The 17,244-nt window shown below is 66.5% G+C and carries 15 protein-coding genes; 13 read left to right on the forward strand and 2 right to left on the reverse strand.

Translation table 11 applies throughout. The annotated features are described in order from the left end of the window. Positions 1-32: 32 nt before the first annotated feature. Both AB5Y50_RS10180 and AB5Y50_RS10185 read left to right on the forward strand, forming a co-directional pair. Positions 33-1,289: a glutamate-5-semialdehyde dehydrogenase gene (locus AB5Y50_RS10180; RefSeq protein WP_262512438.1), complete on the forward strand. Its 1,257-nt coding sequence runs from the start codon at positions 33-35 to the stop codon at positions 1,287-1,289. 156 nt (positions 1,290-1,445) lie between these two features. Next, positions 1,446-2,081 (forward strand): murein L,D-transpeptidase catalytic domain family protein, encoded by a 636-nt coding sequence (locus AB5Y50_RS10185; RefSeq protein ID WP_042016892.1) that lies wholly within the window; start codon positions 1,446-1,448, stop codon positions 2,079-2,081. Between the two features lie 92 nt (positions 2,082-2,173). On the opposite strand, the gene AB5Y50_RS10190 is transcribed toward AB5Y50_RS10185, so the two are convergent. After that, complete coding sequence (locus tag AB5Y50_RS10190; RefSeq protein WP_041212463.1) at positions 2,174-2,605, reverse strand: universal stress protein; 432 nt, start codon at positions 2,603-2,605, stop codon at positions 2,174-2,176. 194 nt (positions 2,606-2,799) lie between these two features. Here AB5Y50_RS10190 and AB5Y50_RS10195 point away from each other — a divergent pair, with 194 nt between their 5' ends. Next, on the forward strand, positions 2,800-3,543 hold the full coding sequence (locus tag AB5Y50_RS10195; RefSeq protein ID WP_180911409.1) for a hypothetical protein: 744 nt from the start codon (positions 2,800-2,802) through the stop codon (positions 3,541-3,543). 43 nt (positions 3,544-3,586) lie between these two features. On the opposite strand, the gene AB5Y50_RS10200 is transcribed toward AB5Y50_RS10195, so the two are convergent. After that, positions 3,587-4,090, reverse strand: a complete 504-nt coding sequence (locus AB5Y50_RS10200) for an RNA methyltransferase (protein ID WP_180911410.1) — start codon at positions 4,088-4,090, stop codon at positions 3,587-3,589. Positions 4,091-4,375: 285 nt separating this feature from the next. Here AB5Y50_RS10200 and AB5Y50_RS10205 point away from each other — a divergent pair, with 285 nt between their 5' ends. The 10 genes from AB5Y50_RS10205 to AB5Y50_RS10250 all read left to right on the forward strand — a co-directional run bounded on the left by AB5Y50_RS10205 (position 4,376) and on the right by AB5Y50_RS10250 (position 17,172). Then, positions 4,376-7,000 (forward strand): nitrate reductase, encoded by a 2,625-nt coding sequence (locus AB5Y50_RS10205; protein ID WP_180911411.1) that lies wholly within the window; start codon positions 4,376-4,378, stop codon positions 6,998-7,000. Positions 7,001-7,028: 28 nt separating this feature from the next. Next, positions 7,029-7,787 carry a uroporphyrinogen-III C-methyltransferase gene (gene cobA, locus AB5Y50_RS10210; RefSeq protein ID WP_010675453.1) on the forward strand — a complete coding sequence of 253 codons (759 nt, stop codon included), beginning with the start codon at positions 7,029-7,031 and terminating at the stop codon, positions 7,785-7,787. Positions 7,788-7,912: 125 nt separating this feature from the next. Beyond that, a complete protein-coding gene (locus tag AB5Y50_RS10215; protein WP_010675452.1) occupies positions 7,913-8,497 on the forward strand; it encodes an ANTAR domain-containing response regulator in 585 nt (194 codons plus the stop codon). A 344-nt stretch (positions 8,498-8,841) separates the two neighbouring features. Next, the gene (locus AB5Y50_RS10220) at positions 8,842-10,197 is read left to right on the forward strand and encodes a CmpA/NrtA family ABC transporter substrate-binding protein (protein ID WP_180911412.1); all 1,356 of its coding nucleotides are present in this window, start codon (positions 8,842-8,844) and stop codon (positions 10,195-10,197) included. 14 nt (positions 10,198-10,211) lie between these two features. Then, entirely contained in the window at positions 10,212-11,171 is a 960-nt protein-coding gene (locus AB5Y50_RS10225) for an ABC transporter permease (protein ID WP_052815472.1), read from the forward strand. A 31-nt stretch (positions 11,172-11,202) separates the two neighbouring features. Beyond that, the gene (locus tag AB5Y50_RS10230; protein ID WP_052815471.1) at positions 11,203-12,024 is read left to right on the forward strand and encodes an ABC transporter ATP-binding protein; all 822 of its coding nucleotides are present in this window, start codon (positions 11,203-11,205) and stop codon (positions 12,022-12,024) included. Positions 12,025-12,050: 26 nt separating this feature from the next. Then, on the forward strand, positions 12,051-14,633 hold the full coding sequence (nirB, locus tag AB5Y50_RS10235; RefSeq protein ID WP_180911413.1) for a nitrite reductase large subunit NirB: 2,583 nt from the start codon (positions 12,051-12,053) through the stop codon (positions 14,631-14,633). Between the two features lie 47 nt (positions 14,634-14,680). Beyond that, positions 14,681-15,034 carry a nitrite reductase small subunit NirD gene (gene nirD / locus AB5Y50_RS10240; protein WP_048208634.1) on the forward strand — a complete coding sequence of 118 codons (354 nt, stop codon included), beginning with the start codon at positions 14,681-14,683 and terminating at the stop codon, positions 15,032-15,034. Between the two features lie 144 nt (positions 15,035-15,178). Continuing rightward, positions 15,179-16,270, forward strand: coding sequence for a PfkB family carbohydrate kinase (locus AB5Y50_RS10245; protein ID WP_042014421.1), 1,092 nt, complete (start codon positions 15,179-15,181; stop codon positions 16,268-16,270). Further along, a complete protein-coding gene (locus AB5Y50_RS10250) occupies positions 16,264-17,172 on the forward strand; it encodes a pseudouridine-5'-phosphate glycosidase (RefSeq protein WP_180911415.1) in 909 nt (302 codons plus the stop codon). Before AB5Y50_RS10245 ends, AB5Y50_RS10250 begins: the two co-directional genes overlap by 7 nt. Positions 17,173-17,244: the final 72 nt, after the last annotated feature.

Consider the following 17,244-nt stretch of genomic DNA (forward strand, 5'->3'; position numbering starts at 1 on the left):
ACAGGGCGGCACCGCATGAACAAAAGGGAACTGTGATGAGTCTGGAGAAAATGGGGCAGGCGGCCCGTGAAGCCGCCTATCAACTGGCCACCGTCAGCACGGCACAGAAGAACCGGGCGCTGGCGGCCATCGCCGATGAACTGGAAGCACGCAGTGCCCAGATCCTGGCGGCCAACGAGAAAGACATTGCCGCCGGGCGCGAGGCGGGGCTCACGGAAGCCATGCTGGATCGCCTGCTGCTCAACCCGGCGCGCCTTGCCGGCATCGTGGCGGATGTGCGCAAGGTGATCACCCTGGACGATCCGGTCGGGGCCGAAATCGACAGCCGGGTGCTGGAGAATGGCCTGCGCCTCTCCCGTCGCCGGGTGCCCATCGGGGTCATCGGCGTCATCTACGAGGCGCGCCCCAATGTCACCATCGACATCGCCAGCCTCTGCCTCAAGACCGGCAACGCCAGCATTCTGCGCGGTGGTCGCGAGACCTTCCACTCCAACCTGGAGCTGGTGCGGGTGATCCAGCATGCCCTGGCGGCGTCCGGCCTGCCCGAGGCGGCGGTGCAGTACATCGACAATCCGGACAGGGCGCTGGTGGCCGAGTTGCTGCGCCTCGACCGCTACGTGGATATGATCATCCCCCGCGGCGGCGCGGGTCTTCACAAGATGTGCAAGGAGAACAGCTCCATCCCCGTCATCATCGGCGGGTTCGGTATCAGCCATATCTTCGTGGACGAGAGCGCCGATCTGGCGCGTTCCCTGGCGGTCATCGAGAACGCCAAGGTGCAGCGCCCCTCCGCCTGCAACGCCCTCGATACCCTGCTGGTACACGAGAAGGTGGCGGCCACCTTGCTGCCGCAACTGGTGGCTCTGATGAACGAGCGCAAGGTGACCTTGGTGGGGGCGCCCAATGCCATGGCGCTGCTGGCTGGCAGTGACAACCTGTGCGACGCGGGGCCGGAAGATTTCGACACCGAGTGGCTGGGGCTGACCCTGGGGGTCAAGGTGGTGGCGGACGTCAACGAGGCGCTGGCCCATATGCGCGAGCACAACGCCGGCCACTCCGATGCCATCCTGACCAACTCCCTCGCCAATGCCGAGCGTTTCGTCAACGGGGCCGGTTCGGCGGCGGTCTATGTCAACGCCTCCACCCGCTTCACCGACGGCGGCCAGTTTGGCCTCGGGGCCGAGGTGGCGGTCTCGACCCAGATGCTTCACGCCCGTGGCCCCATGGGGCTGACCGAACTCACCAGCTACAAGTGGGTGGGGCAGGCGGATTATCTCAGCCGTGCCTGATCCAGGCACGCTCAGCAAGCAGGACAATGCCGACTCAGGTCGGCATTTTTGTGCTTTTTTATTGCTCGCAATCAATGGCTTGCATATAACTATCCAGCAGGATGCGGTGTCACCCGGGGCATCAGGCCACCGACAGCAAGGGGAGCAACTTCAAGGATGAAGGGACAGGATAGGAGTGCGTGGTGGGGCAGCCTCTGGCTGAGCCTGCCACTGCTGCTGGGGGCGCTCTGTTTCAGCGGTGCCAGCCACGCCAGCTGGGACCAGGATCTCTATCGTCAGCTCGGCCTGGCTGGCAAGCTCGACAGCCGCGTGTTTCGCAAGGCCCTGGACGGTTACCAGAGCGTGCGCCACAAGCGAAAACCCATTCTCACCATCATCGACTACAGCAAACCCTCGACCATGCGCCGGCTGTTCGTCATCGACGTCAAGCGCCACAAGCTGCTCTACCACACCTGGGTCAGCCACGGCCGCAATTCGGGGGAGCTGGCCGCCCGCCAGTTCTCCAATCAGATGAATTCCCGGCAAAGTTCCCTGGGGGTCTACCGCACCGCCGAGACCTATCAGGGCAAGCACGGTTACTCCCTGCGTCTCGACGGCCTCAGTCCCGGCAAGAACAGCAATGCCCGCAAGCGCGCCATCGTGGTGCACGGGGCGGACTACGCCAGCCCCAGGCATCTGCAGAAGTTTGACAAGCTGGGGCGCAGCTGGGGATGCCCGGCCCTGCCAAGGGAGCAGTCCAGGGCCATTATCGACACCATCAAGGGAGGGAGCGTCATCTATGCCCATGGCTGAGAGCCTGCCCGCGAGTGTGCTGCGATGAGCATCTCATGGCAATCAACAGCAAAAAGGCCAGCATATGCTGGCCTTGGCGCATCAGGCGGGGATTATTTGCGGACCACCAGCACAGGGCAGGGAGCGTGGCGCACCACGGATTCCGCCACGCTGCCCACCAGCAGGTGGGTGATGCCGGAGCGGCCATGGCTGCCCATGACCACGAGATCCACCTTGTCTTCCTTCGCCTGGAGGACAATTTCATCGGCGGCGCGGCCAAAACGGACCTCGAATTTGGCCGGAATCGGCAGGCAGGCGACCAGTTCCTTGAGCTGACTCTTGGCCTGGCGTTCCATCTCGTGGGTGATCTCGATGGCCGTCATGTGCAGGATCTTGTAGCTGTCGAAGCCGTGCAGCTGATCCACCACGTGGACCAGTTTGAGCTCGGCCTGGTGGGTGTTGGCCATGAAGACGGCGTAGTCGAGTACCGCTCTGGACATCTCGGAGAAATCGACGGGGCAGAGCAGGGATTTGATGGTTGGCATGAGAATCTCCCCTCAAGTTGGGCTACTAATGAATCTTGTTTGCCATGATACGCTGTGGGGCGACAATAACCCTCGACCCGCTCGCAAAATGGGGAAAATGTCGGCCGGGACTCTGTTTTTCTATGCTATCTGTATGCCTGAACGGGCCGTCCGGCGGTGAGCATCTGCCGAGTGCCATATCACTGAGGATATTCATGGTTCGTCTTTTTCTGTTCTGTTGCCTGCTGATCACCTCGTTCGTGCGGGCAGACACCATACACGTCTATTGCGACGACTGGCCCGGCTTCTGTCACCGGGACGGCAAGGGGGTCTATCTGGATGTGGTTCGAGCCATCTATGAACCCCTGGGGCACGAGGTGAAGCTTCACATGGTGCCTTACAAACGGGCACTGGCGGTGGTGTCGCAAAAGGAGGGGGACATGGCGATGGGGGTCTATCGGGGAGAAGTGCCCGGGGTTCATCAACCCGACTACCCCGACTCGGCGGACTACGTGAGCGTGGTGATGCAAAAGCGCTGGCTGCCGCACTGGGCAGGGGAGCACAGCCTCAAGGAGCAGGAGGTGCTCTGGCTGAGGGGGTGGGCCTTTGACAAGTTCATCCCGGAGCCGATGCGCTGGTTCGAGATAGACAGCCACGAGATGGCACTGCAATTGCTGATCAAGGGGCGTTACCGCTACTACCTGACCGACGGCGCCCTCTACCCCGAAGGCTCCCTTCCCCCCGAGCTGATACAGGTATTCCTGCGCTGGATCCCGACCTACCCCATCTTCGCCGATACCCCGAAGGGCAGGCAGTTGCACGGGCTCTGGGATCCCGGCATGCGTACCCTGATAAGGCAGGGCAAGCTGGCGGAGATCTATCGGCAGAACAAGCTCTACGACTACTACCAGGACTTTCTCAGGGAGCAGGTGGTGCGGGCGAACAAGCCACAGCCCTAGCTGTCGGGCCTGATGCCGTCATCGGGCCCCTCTTGCCCCGCCCTTAGTCTTTGGCTCTGAGCGTCTTGGCCAACCGGTCATAGAGGATGACGTTGACCGAGGCGGCCAGGTTCATGCAACCCTGAGTCGGCACATAGATGACCTCCTTCACCGCCGCGAAGCGGGCGGGTTCCAGGGTGCCATCCTCCGGGCCGAAGATGTAGAAGGCTCTCTCGGGGTGCACGTAATCCGGCAGGGGCGTGGCCCCCTCGATAAGATCCACCAGCACAGGGGTGCAGCCCTCGGGCACGAAGTCCAGCAGCTCCTCGACCCCGAGCAGGGGGATCTTCTCCACCATCTGCTTGGTGTCGGTGACAAAACGCCTCGCCAGCTCGAAGCGCTGCCCCGTGTAGTAGACTTCGTCCGCCCCGTAGCAGCCGGCGGCCCGCATCACGGCGCCCACGTTCTCCGGGGATTTGGGATTGACCAGCCCGATGGCGCAATAGTCCCCACCCTCCCGGGCATCTGCCCAGTGCTGCCCGGCGGCGCCTTCATCTGACACTTTCATCTCTCTCTCCTGTGTGGTAGCGCATTATACCCCCGGTGGGTCCCTTGCCCAGCGTGCGGGGCGGATTCCCGCAAGGCGGGCCCAACAAGGGGGCGGCTGCACCGTGGCGGCGCAGCCCGACATCCTGATGCGCAATGGCGGCGCCCCTTGCATCCTGGCGCGGGGTTTGCAGTCACTTCCCCATACAAGACGATGAGGCATCCGGACAAAGGCGTCCGTCCCCGCAGGGGGGGCGGACGCTTTTTTTATGGGCCCCTCGTCAGACACATGACAAGGAGCAAGGGAATGAAGACCACCTGTGCCTATTGCGGAGTGGGGTGCGGCATCCGGCTGAGCCGGGAGGGTGACAACTGGCAGTTGCAGGGGGATGAGCAGCATCCGGCCAACGGCGGCGCCCTGTGCGTCAAGGGGGCCAGCCTGCTGGAGAGCCTGGCCTTTCCCGATCGCCTGCTCTATCCGCGCTGGATGGGGCAGCGCATCGGCTGGGAGGAGGCCCTGGACACCCTGGCGGAGCGTTTTGCCGCTATCCTGGCCGAGTCCGGGCCGGATGCCATCGGCATCTATCTGTCGGGCCAGCTCACCACCGAGGATTACTACGTCGCCAACAAGCTGATGAAGGGGTACCTCGGCAGTGCCAACGTGGACACCAACTCCCGGCTCTGCATGTCGTCGGCGGTGGTGGCCCACCAGCGCGCCTTCGGGGAGGATCTGGTGCCCGCCTGTTACGAGGATCTCGAGCTCGCCGATCTGGTGGTGCTCACCGGTGCCAACACCGCCTGGACCCATCCCGTGCTGTTTCGCCGCCTGCAGCAGGCCAGGGCGCGGCGCCCCGAGCTCAGGCTGGTGGTGCTGGATCCCCGCCGCACCATGACGGCGGAGCAGGGGGATCTGCATCTGGCACTCAAACCCGGCAGCGACGTGACGCTCTGGAACGGCCTGTGCCGCTACCTGCTCGATGTCGATGGCTGGGACAAGGCCTATGTGGCGCAGCACGTGAGCGGTTTCGAGGAACTTGCGGGCGCGCTGGACGATCCGGCCTGGCAGTTGGACGAGGTGGCCCGCAGCTGCGGCCTCTCCCGCAGCGATCTGCTCGGTTTCTACCAGCTCTTTGCCCGCACCCCCAAGACCGTCACCCTGTTCTGCCAGGGGATCAACCAGTCCAACCAGGGGGTGGACAAGGCCAACGCCATCATCAACGCCCACCTGATGTGCGGTCGCATCGGCAAGCCGGGGGCGGCTCCCTTCTCCATGACGGGGCAACCCAACGCCATGGGAGGGCGTGAGGTGGGAGGGCTCGCGACCCAGCTCGCCGCCCACATGGGCTTTGGCGAGGCCGAGTGCGATCGGGTACAGCGCTTCTGGGGAAGCCCGACCATGGTGCGCGGGCCGGGGCACAAGGCGGTCGAGCTGTTCGAGGCGGTGCACCGGGGGGAGATCCGCGCGCTCTGGGTGCTCGGCACCAACCCGGCGGTCTCCCTGCCGGACGGCAACCGGGTGCGCGAGGCCCTGAGCCGCTGCGAGCTGCTGGTGGTCTCCGAGGTGACGGCCAACACCGACACGGCGCGCCTCGCCCACCTGCTGTTGCCTGCCGCCGCCTGGGGAGAGAAGAGCGGGACCGTCACCAACTCCGAGCGCACCATCAGCCGCCAGCGCGCCTTCCTGCCCCTGCCGGGGGAGGCCAGGCCCGACTGGTGGGCCCTGACCCGGCTCGCCCGTCGGCTCGGCTTTGGCGAGGGGTTCGCCTATGAGCACGAGCACGAGATCTTCTGCGAGCATGCCGCCCTCTCCGGGTTTGAGAACGACGGATCCCGCCAGTTCGACATCTCCGGACTGGCGGGTCTCACCCGTGCCGAATTCGAGGCCCTTTCTCCCCTGCGCTGGCCCGTCAACGCCGACTGGCCCCGTGGGCGGGATCGCCTGTTTGAGGACGGACGCTTTGCCACCCCGGATGGCCGGGCCCGCCTGCTGCCCCTGGCCCAGCGCTTCCCCGAGCAGCCAGAAACGCCCCCGCTTGCAGGGGCTGTCTCCCTGCTCCTCAACAGTGGCCGCCTGCGGGATCAGTGGCACACCATGACCCGCACCGGCCACGTGCCCCGGTTGCAGGAGGCCGAGCCCTGGCCCAGGGTGCGAATGGGGGCCGCCAGCCTGCTGGCGCTTGGCGTGAAGGAGGGGGATCTGGTGCGCCTTTGCAACGGGCTTGGGGAGGCGCTGCTGCTGGTGGGGCTGGATGAGGGGCTCAGGGAGGGGGAGGCCTTCCTGCCCATGCACTGGACCGACAGCCAGTGCAGCCAGGGGGCGGTCAACCGCCTCATCGCCCCCGTGGTGGATCCCCTTTCCGGCCAGCCCATGTTCAAACAGGGGCGGGTGCAGGCCAGGGCGCAGCCCACCCGCTGGCAAGGGCTCTGGTGTGGCCGGGGTGAGTGGCGCGAGCCGGTGGACTGGTGGGCCAGGCGTCCCCTGCCCGAGGGGAACTGCACCCTGCTGGCCTCCTGGTCAGAGAGCACAGAGAGCCTGTGGCAACGGCTGGGGGCCGAGGGGCACTGGCTCAGGCTGCCCATGAAGGAGGGGTGGCTGGCCGTGGCCCTGGCCGGAGATCGTATCGAGGGGATCCTGCTGGTGGGGGCGCGGCGCCCGGACATCAAGGTCGACCTGCTGGCCAGTCTGCTCGGCACGCCGCTCCAGGCGGGGGCCCTGAGCCAGACCCTGAGTCAGGCCCTTGCCGGGGAGAGCCGGCTGGTCTGCTCCTGCCTGCGGGTCTCGGAGCAGCGCATCGTCGATGCCATCACCCGGCAGGGAGTGAGCGAGCTGGCGGGGCTGCAGGCCCTGCTCGGCTGTGGCAGCAACTGCGGCACCTGTCTGCCCGAAATCGACAAGCTGTTGATCAAACATGTTTTCCTAGCATCCGCTTAGTGCGGTGCCAGGACACAAGGAGTCTGAGATGAGCCAAATCAGTCTGGTGGGAGCGGGCCCCGGGCCCCTCGAATTGTTGACCCTGCGCGCCCTGCACCGTCTGGAGGCGGCAGAGGTCGTGGTCTATGACCGCCTGGTGGGGAGCGAGATCCTGGCCCGCATTCCCCACGGGGCGGCCCGCTTCGACGTGGGCAAGCGCTGCGGTGAGCCGAGCCCGACCCAGGAGGAGATCAACGCCCTGCTGCTGGCCCTGGCCCGCACGGGCAAGCGGGTGGTGCGCCTCAAGGGAGGGGATCCCCTGGTGTTCGGGCGCGGCGGCGAGGAGGCGCTGCACCTGGCCCGGCACGGCATCGAGGCCGAGCTGGTGCCGGGGATCACGGCGGCCCTGGGGTGCGCCGCCAGCAGCTTCATTCCCCTGACCCACAGGGGGCTGGCCCGCTCCCTGACCCTGGTGACGGGGCACCTGATGGACGAGCGCGACTATCAGGGCTGGCAGGGGCTGACCCGGGCGGGCCACACTTTGGTGTTCTACATGGGGCTGGAGCGGGCGGCCCGCATTCGGGAAGGGATGTTGAGGGCGGGGGCCCCGGGCGCGCTGCCGGTGGCCCTGGTGGTGGCTGGCTGCAGCCCCCGCCAGCAGGTGCACGAGGCCACGCTCGATGGCCTGGAGCAGGCCGCCCGTGCCCTGCTGGGCCAGAGCCCGGTGCTGATCATCATGGGGGAGGTGGTGCGGCTGCGCGCCGAGCTGCAGGGGCTGCTGACGGAGGCCCTGGAACGGGTCGCCTGAGGGGCGATTTTCCCTCTACCCCCACTACCTCCTGATAGATAAAAAGGAGGTAGATTCAAAGAGTTGGCCTTCATGTTGCGGCATTTTCGCCAGACAGAACGCGATCGTCGCCGGCAAGGAGCGCCATGACCACTTTTTCCACCCGGGGCCAGGACGGCCCCGCTTCCCGGCTGTTGATCCACGCCGATGACCCGGGCCAGGCGAACCGCCTGGCCCTGCTGGTCAGTCACTACGGCCATCAGCCCGGGATCCTCGATACCCGCCAGTTGCTGACTCCGACGCAGAGGGGGGATGCCCTGCTCGTCAGTTGTCGCCAGTTCAGCGCCGAGGTACGCCTTGGCCTCTCCCTTTGGCCCGACATGCCGCGGCTCTTGTTCTGCGAGCGGCTGGGGGGCGATACCCAGCTCGCCCTGTTGCAGCAGGGGGTGTTGCTGGTGCCCCACCCTTGCGGCGAGCGTGAGCCGGTGGAGCAGTGGCTGCGTCTGGCCCGCAGTCAGCTCGCCATGGTGCAGGCCCTGATGCAGACCGAGAGCGAGCTGCGCCAGAAGCTGGAGGATAGGCGGCTCATCGAGCAGGCCAAGGGACGCCTGATGCGCCATCAGGGGCTGGACGAGGACGAGGCCTATCGCCTGATGCGCAGCACCGCCATGAGCCGTCACCTGAGCCTGGGGGAGCTGGCGCGGCAACTGCTGCAGGCTTTGCCCGCCTGAGCGCTCCCGTGGCCAACCGTTTTGGTGCAACTGCGCCTAATTGAGGCAAATTTGAGGGAGGATCAGGGCACCACAGGCCGCAAAGGGCCGCCTGATGCACCCTGGACGAGCTGGCACGGAAAGTGAATAACAAAAACACGATAGCAATGAAGTAACGATGCGCAGTGAGGGGCCGGTCAGGTCACTCACCCGCAACAGGGCAAAGAAGCCCCGCCGATCCCGGATCGGCGGGGCTTTTTTTTGGTCGCGACGCACCTTGGGTCGCAGCGCTGCAACGAGGTGGCACTGCGATTCCAGGCAGCCTGGCGCCATGGCCCTGACCCGGAACCGAGGGAGGAGATGCAATGAACGGACGACAAGGATGTGCGGGGCTGCTGCTGGCGGCGTTGTCGCTGCCGGTGCTGGCACTGGGAGCCCCGGAGCAGGAAGAGCTCAGGCTCGGCTTCATCAAGCTGACCGACATGGCGCCGCTGGCGGTGGCCTACGAGCGGGGCTATTTCGAGGATGAGGGACTCTACGTCACCCTCGAAGCCCAGGCGAACTGGAAGATCCTGCTGGATCGGGTGATAGACGGCGAGCTGGACGGTGCCCAGATGCTGGCGGGCCAGCCCCTGGCGGCCCACATCGGTATCGGCACCCAGGCCGAGCTGGTGACGGCGTTTGCCATGGATCTCAACGGCAACGCCATCACGGTGGCCAACAGCGTCTGGGCCGCCATGGCGCCCCAGTTGCCCAGGCCGCAGGCGGGCCAGGTGCCGCCCCCGGTGAGTGCCGCCGCCCTCAAGCCCGTGGTGGCGGAGTATCGCCAGGGGGGCAAGCCCTTCAACATGGGGATGGTCTTCCCCGTCTCCCCCCACAACTACGAGCTGAGGTACTGGCTGGCGGCAGGTGGCCTGCACCCCGGTTTCTATGCGCCCCGGCTCGGCGACAACTCGGGCCAGCGCCAAGCGGACGTGCTGCTGTCGGTGACGCCGCCCCCCCAGATGCCCGCCACCCTGGAGGCGGGCACCATCGCCGGCTACAGCGTGGGGGAGCCCTGGAACCAGCAGGCGGTCGCCAGGGGCATAGGGGTGCCCGTCATCACGGATAACGAGATCTGGCGCAACAACCCGGAGAAGGTGTTCGGCGTCACCCGGCAGTGGGCCGAACGTCACCCCAACACCCATGTGCGGCTGGTGAAGGCGCTGCTGCGGGCGGCCTGGTGGCTGGATGCAGACGACAACGGCAACCGGCGCGCGGCGGCCAAGCTGCTGGCCAAACCCGAGTACGTGGGGGCGGACGAGCAGGTGATCGCCAGCTCCATGACGGGCACCTTCGAGTACGCCAGGGGAGACAAGCGCCAGGTGCCGGATTTCAACGTCTTCTTCCGCCACCACGCCACCTATCCCTACTACTCCGACGCCATCTGGTACCTGACCCAGATGCGGCGCTGGGGCCAGATCCCCGAGGCCAGACCGGACGCCTGGTTCGAGGAGGTGGCCAAGGCCGTCTATCAACCGGACGTCTATCGCCAGGCCGCCGAGGCGCTGATCGCCGAGGGCAAGCTCAAGGCCACCGACTTCCCCGACTTTGCCAGCGAGCAGGGCTATCGCGGCCCCCAGGATGGCTTCATCGACGGCCTCATCTACGACGGCCGCCACCCCAACGCCTACCTGCAACAGTTCGCCATCGGCCTCAAGGGCGATGAGCGGGTGCAATGAGCAAGGAGATCCCGATGAAACGACACACATGGCCCCTCATCCATTTAAAAGCCATCAACTGGAAAATCATGGTGCAGCCCCTGCTCGGCGTGCTGCTCTTCCTCGGCCTCTGGCAGTGGGGGGCGAGCCAGGTGCAGACCAGTCTGGGCACCCTGCCGGGGCCGCTCGCCACCGCCAGCCAGCTCTGGTCTCTCGGGCAGGAGCATCTGCAGGAGCGGGAGAAGGCGGCGGCCTTCCTCGAACGCCAGCAGGTGCGCAATGCGGCAAGGCTGGCGGCGGATCCGGCGGCCGAGGTGAAGCTGCGTCCCTACACAGGACGTCCCACCTTCTTCGATCAGATAGCCACCAGCCTGCTCACCGTGCTGTGCGGCTTCGCGCTGGCGACCCTGATCGCCATTCCGTGCGGGGTGCTGCTCGGCATGAATCAGGGGCTCTATCGCGCCGCCAACCCGGTGATCCAGCTGCTCAAGCCGGTGTCGCCGCTGGCCTGGCTGCCCCTCATCACGCTAGTGGTGAGCGCCCTCTACGCCAATCCCGCCCCCTGGCTTGCCAAGTCCTTCCTCACCTCGGCCCTGACGGTGACCCTCTGCTCTCTCTGGCCGACCCTGATCAACACGGCGGTGGGGGTGGCGGGGCTGGATGGGGATCTGCACAACGTCAGCCGGGTGCTGCGCCTCTCCTTTGTGACCCACGTGCGGCGCATCGTGCTGCCCGGGGCCCTGCCCATGATCTTCACCGGGCTGCGGCTCTCCCTGGGGGTGGCCTGGATGGTGCTGATCGCGGCGGAGATGCTGGCCCAGAACCCGGGGCTCGGCAAGTTCGTGTGGGACGAGTTCCAGAGCGGCGGCTCTGCGTCTCTGGCCCGCATCATGGTGGCGGTGATCACCATAGGCCTCATCGGCTGCGCCCTGGACAGGGGCATGCTGGCCCTGCAGCAGTGGTTGTCCTGGGACAAGCGCCAGGTGCTGCGTTAATCACATTTCTATTCAGGCAGGAGAAGAGCCAATGAGGAGTTATCTGGAGATAAGCGACGTCGGCATCTCGTTCGAGACGGAGCAGGGCAGCTTCGAGGCCTTGAGCCGGGTCAACCTGCGTATCGAGAAGGGGGAGTTCGTCTCCCTCATCGGTCACTCGGGCTGCGGCAAGAGCACCGTCCTCAACCTGGTGGCCGGGCTGCTGGAGCCGACCCTGGGGGGCATCATTCTCGATGGTCGCGAGGTGGCGGGCCCGGGGCCCGAGCGGGCCATGGTGTTCCAGAACCACGCCCTGCTGCCCTGGCTCAGCGTCCAGCAGAACGTGGCGCTGGCGGTGGCCCAGGTGGAGTCTGACAAGCGGGCGGTGGCGGAGCGGGTGGACTACTACCTCTCCCTGGTGCAGATGGATCACGCCAGCCAGAAGATGCCCCACGAGCTGTCGGGGGGGATGAAGCAGCGGGTCGGCATCGCCCGCGCCCTCTCGCTCTCCCCCAAGGTGCTGCTGATGGATGAACCGTTCGGCGCCCTCGATGCCCTGACCCGGGCCCATTTGCAGGATGCCCTGATGGCGATCCAGGCGGAGCTTGGCAACACCGTCATCATGATCACCCACGACGTGGACGAGGCGGTGCTGCTCTCCGATCGCATCGTCATGATGACCAATGGCCCCAGCGCCACCGTCGGGGAGATCCTGACCGTGGACCTGCCAAGGCCCAGAGACAGGGTCGCCCTGGCGGACGATCCCCACTACCACAAGCTGCGCCAGCAGGTGCTGCGCTTCCTCTACGAGAAGCAGCGCAAGGTGACCCCCCTCAAGGCAGCCGGGCAGGTGCGCAGCAAGCTGCGCGCCTGAGCCCGTCGGATTCAAGGAAGAGAGACATGACTGACAAAGAGCAACAGTGGGTGGCAGAGGACGGCATGGACCTGCTCGGTCGCCAGAACAGTGGTTCCGCCGACACGGCCGAAAAGCAACGGCTGCTGGTGGTGGGCAACGGCATGGTGGGTCATCACTTCGTCGAGCAGCTGGTGGCGGCGGGCGGCCTCGAGCGGTTCGACGTGACGGTGTTTGGCGCCGAGCCTGACGCCGCCTACGACAGGGTGCACCTCTCCGAGGTATTCGGCGGCAAGGCGCCCCAGGCCCTGCGCATGGCGGATCCTGCCTGGTATGAGGAGAGCGGCATTGCGCTGCGGCTGGGGGCCGAGGTGGAGGTGCTCGACCGGGCCACCCGCACCCTGACGCTGGCCAACGGCGAGCAGTTCCCTTACGACCGTCTGGTGCTGGCGACCGGCTCGGTCCCCTTCGTGCCCCCCATCCCCGGTCATCAGCGGGAGGGCTGCTTCGTCTATCGCACCCTGGGGGATCTTGCCGCCATCCGCGATGCCTGCGCCCAGGCCCGCAGCGGCGTGGTCATCGGCGGCGGCCTGCTGGGGCTGGAGGCGGCCAACGCCCTGCGCCTGCTCGGCCTCAAGACCCAGGTGGTGGAGTTCGCCCCCAGGCTGATGCCGGTACAGCTCGACGAGAGCGGCGGCGCCGTGCTGCGGGACAAGATCCAGGCCCTCGGGGTCGAGGTGCTGGTGGAGAAAGCCACCGAGTGCATCGAGCAGGGGGAGCAGGCCCGTCATCGCCTGCGTTTCAAGGACGGCACTCACATTGAGACCGATGTGCTGCTGTTCTCCGCCGGTATTCGACCCGCCGACACCCTGGCCCGGCAATCCGGGCTGGAGGTCGGGGAGCGCGGCGGCATCTGCATCGACGACGGCTGCCACAGTTCGGATCCCGCCATCCTCGCCATCGGCGAGTGCGCGCTCTGGCAGGGGCGCATCTTCGGCCTGGTGGCCCCCGGCTACCAGATGGCCCGGGCCGCCGTGGCCAGTCTGTGCGGCGGCGAGACCCGCTTTATCGGGGCCGACATGTCCACCAAGCTCAAGCTGATGGGGGTGGACGTGGGCTCCATCGGCGATGCCCACGCCAGCACCGCCGGCGCCCAGGAGCTGCTGCTGCTGGACAGGGTCAACGGCATCTACAAGAAGCTGGTGACCGACGGCGAGGGCAATCGCCTGCTCGGCGCCATCCTGGTGGGGGACGGGGCCGATTACGAGCGGCTGCTGCAGTACTACCAGAACGGGGTGGCGCTGCCCCAGCCGCCGCTCTCCCTGCTGGTGGGGGAGGCAGGGACCGCTCCGGCACCCCTGGTGCTACCGGACAGCGCCATCCTCTGCTCCTGCCACAACGTGAGCAAAGGGGACGTGGTGGCCGCCGTTCGGGCGGGCAATCACGAGCTGGCGGCGGTGAAGAGCTGCACCAAGGCCGGCACCGGCTGCGGCGGTTGCAGCAACCTGCTCAAGCAGGTGGTGGATCAGACCCTGGCGGACCTTGGCGTCGAGGCGGACAAGGGGTTGTGCGAGCACTTCGCCTACGGCCGTCAGGAGCTCTATCACCTGGCACGGGTGGGCGAGCTGAAGAGCTTCGAGGCGCTGCGGGACAAGCATGGCCAGGGGCTGGGGTGCGACATCTGCAAGCCGACGGTGGCCTCCATCCTGGCGTCCCTCTGGAACGAGCACGTGCTGGAGAAGCCCCACCGCGCGTTGCAGGATACCAACGACGCCTTCCTTGCGAACCTGCAAAAGGACGGCACCTATTCGGTGGTGCCGCGCATCCCGGGGGGGGAGATCACCCCGGAGGGGCTCATCACCATCGGCGAAGTGGCGCGCAAGTACGGCCTCTACACCAAGATCACCGGCGGCCAGCGCATCGATCTCTTCGGCGCCCGGGTCGACCAGCTGCCCGCCATCTGGGGCGAGCTGGTGGCGGCGGGCTTCGAGACCGGTCAGGCCTACGGCAAGTCGGTGCGCACCGTGAAGTCCTGTGTGGGCTCCACCTGGTGTCGTTACGGGGTGCAGGACTCCATGACCCTGACCCAGACCCTGGAGCACCGCTACAAGGGGCTGCGGGCGCCACACAAGCTGAAGTTTGCGGTCTCAGGCTGCACCCGGGAGTGCGCCGAGGCCCAGAGCAAGGACATCGGCGTCATCGCCACCGAGCGGGGCTGGAACCTCTATGTGTGTGGCAACGGCGGCATGCGGCCGCGCCACGCCGACCTCTTTGCCACGGATCTCGACGAGCAGACCCTGATCCGCTACATCGACCGGCTGCTGATGTTCTACGTGCGCACCGGGGACAGGCTGCAACGCACCTCGGTCTGGATGGAGAACATGGAAGGGGGGCTCGACTACCTAAAGTCGGTGATCATCGAGGACAGGCTCGGCATCGGTGCCGAGCTGGAGGCCATGATGGAGGGGATCGTTGGCACCTGGCAGTGCGAGTGGAAGAGCACATTGGCGGATCCGGACAAGCTCAAGCTGTTCGAGGCCTTCGTCAACCGGCCCGAGGACGAGACGCCGCCGCGCCGTGAGGAGCGGGGGCAATGGGTGCCGGATATCGCCATCAAGGAGGTGGTATGAGCGGGGGCAACGGGTTGCACGCCCGCCATAAGTATCAAGGAGGTGGTATGAAGGATGACAAGGACGATGCACAGCTCTGCGGGCAGTGGCATCGGGTATGCGAGCTGGCGGCGCTGCCGGAGCAGGCCGGGCGCAGCGCCTGGCTGGAGGGGCGGGTACTGGCGCTGTTTCGCCTCGGGGAGCATGTCTATGCCCTGGATGGGGTGGACCCCCTGGCCGGCGTCGCCGTGCTGGGGCGTGGCCTGGTGGGGGATGCCGGTGGGGAGCCCGTGGTCGCCTCGCCGCTGTACAAGCAGCGCTACGCCCTGATGGACGGTCGCTGTCTGGACGATCCTGCCCTGAGCGTCGCCTGCTGGCCGGTGCGGCTGGAGGGGAGCGAGGTCTGGGTACAGCTGGGGTGAGTGACCCATCTGAAAACCATGTTGTGATCACCGGGCACTGCCCGGTGATTTTTTGTGCGCGACCCGACATTTCTTGCACGAGAGGATGGTGGAAAAACGTTTTTCGTAAATAATGGACAAACGTTTGCAACTGGATGTTTGTCTATGACGGAACGTGAGCAAGAGATCCTCGCCCTGCTGCGCCAGGATCCCATGATTGCCCAGCAGGAGCTGGCGGACAGGCTCGGCATCAGCCGCTCCGCGCTGGCGAGCCACATCTCCAGCCTGATGCGCCAGGGCTATGTGCAGGGGCGCGGCTATGTGCTGCGCGAAGGCCCCTACGCCGTGGTGATCGGCGGCGCCAACATGGATATCTGTGGCTGCAGCCACGACAACCTGCGCATCGGCGACTCCAACCCGGGCCGAGTACGCACCTCCGCCGGCGGGGTAGGGCGCAACATCGCCGAGAACCTGGCGCGCCTTGGCACCGACACCCGGCTACTGACCGCGGTGGGCAACGATCAATACGGCCACCACCTGCTGGAGGTGAGCCAGCGCGCCGGGGTCGATGTGCGCCAGGTACTGGTGCTGGAGGGTCAATCGACCTCCTGCTACCTCAGCCTGCACGATGGCAGCGGCGAGATGAGCTGCGCCGTCAACGACATGGGGATCATCGAGCAGCTCACCCCGGCCCGGCTCACCCCCCTGAGCGGTTTTCTCGGTGCGGCCCGGCTCTGGGTGCTCGACACTAACCTCGCCACCCACACCCTGGACTGGCTGTTCGAGCGCCAGGGGGAGCACATCATCTTCGTGGACACAGTGTCGGTGGCCAAGGTGGAGAAGATCCGCCCCTGGCTGCACCGCATCCACACCCTCAAACCCAATCGCACCGAGGCGGAGCAGCTGTGCGGCTTCACCATCGGCGGGCCCGACACCTGGCCCATGGCGGCGGCCTGGTTCCACCGCGCCGGGGTGCAGCGGCTCTTCCTGAGCCTCGGCGATCAGGGGATCTTCTATAGCGACGGGGCCTGCCAGGGCCATCTGCCCGTGCTCGGCAGCCCGGTCGTGAACGTGACCGGCGGCGGCGATGCCTTCATGGCAGGGCTGGCCCACGCCTGGTTGCAGGAGCAGGGCATCATGGAGACAACCCGGTTCGCCCTCGGTTGCGCCGCCCTCACCGTCAATTGTTCCGATACCGTCTTTTCCGGCCTATCCAAGGCCGCCGTTGAACGCATGCTGGAGGAGTACCCATGTTGAACGCTTACCTCGATATCCAACCTGAAGTTGCCGCCGCGCTGGCTGCCGGCAAGCCGGTGGTGGCCCTGGAGTCCACCATCATCTCCCACGGCATGCCCTATCCGCAGAACGTGGAGACGGCGCGCCAGGTGGAGCAGGTGGTGCGGGACAACGGCGCCGTGCCGGCCACCATCGCCATCATCGATGGCCGCCTCAAGGTGGGTCTGGATGCGGGGGCCCTGGAGGCGCTGGGCCGGGCCGGTCATGCCGCCACCAAGTGCAGCCGCCGCGACATCCCCTTCGTGCTGGCCAACAAGGGGCTGGGGGCGACCACGGTAGCCTCCACCATGATAGTGGCCGCCATGGCCGGGATCCGGGTGTTCGCCACCGGCGGCATCGGCGGCGTGCATCGCGGCGCCCAGGAGACCTTCGACATCTCGGCTGACCTGCAGGAATTTGCCCAGACCCCGGTGGCCGTGGTCTGCGCCGGCGCCAAGTCGATCCTCGACATCGGTCTGACCCTGGAGTATCTGGAGACCCAGGGGGTGCCGGTGATCGGCTACCAGACCGAGGAGCTGCCCGCCTTCTACACCCGGGAGAGCGGCTTCAAGGTGGATTACCGCCTGGAGAGCCCGGCAGCCATTGCCGAGGCACTGCGTCTGAAGTGGGAGCTGGGGCTGGCCGGGGGCGCCGTGGTGGCCAACCCGATCCCGGCCCAGTTTGCCATGCCCAAGGCCGACATCGATGCCGCCATTGCCCAGGCACTGCGAGAGGCGGACGAGCAGGGGGTGAAGGGCAAGGCGTCCACCCCCTTCCTGCTGGCCCGGGTGTGCGAGCTGACCGGTGGCAACTCCCTGGCGGCCAATATCCAGCTGGTGCTGAACAACGCCGCGCTGGGGGCGCGCATCGCTGCCAGCCTGTGATCGGTTGTCCGGGTGTGCGAGCTGACCGGTGGCAACTCCCTGGCAGTTAATGTGCAGCGGGTGCTGAACAGC

The organism is Aeromonas sp. s6 (assembly GCF_040907815.1).
Lineage (GTDB): Bacteria > Pseudomonadota > Gammaproteobacteria > Enterobacterales > Aeromonadaceae > Aeromonas > Aeromonas caviae.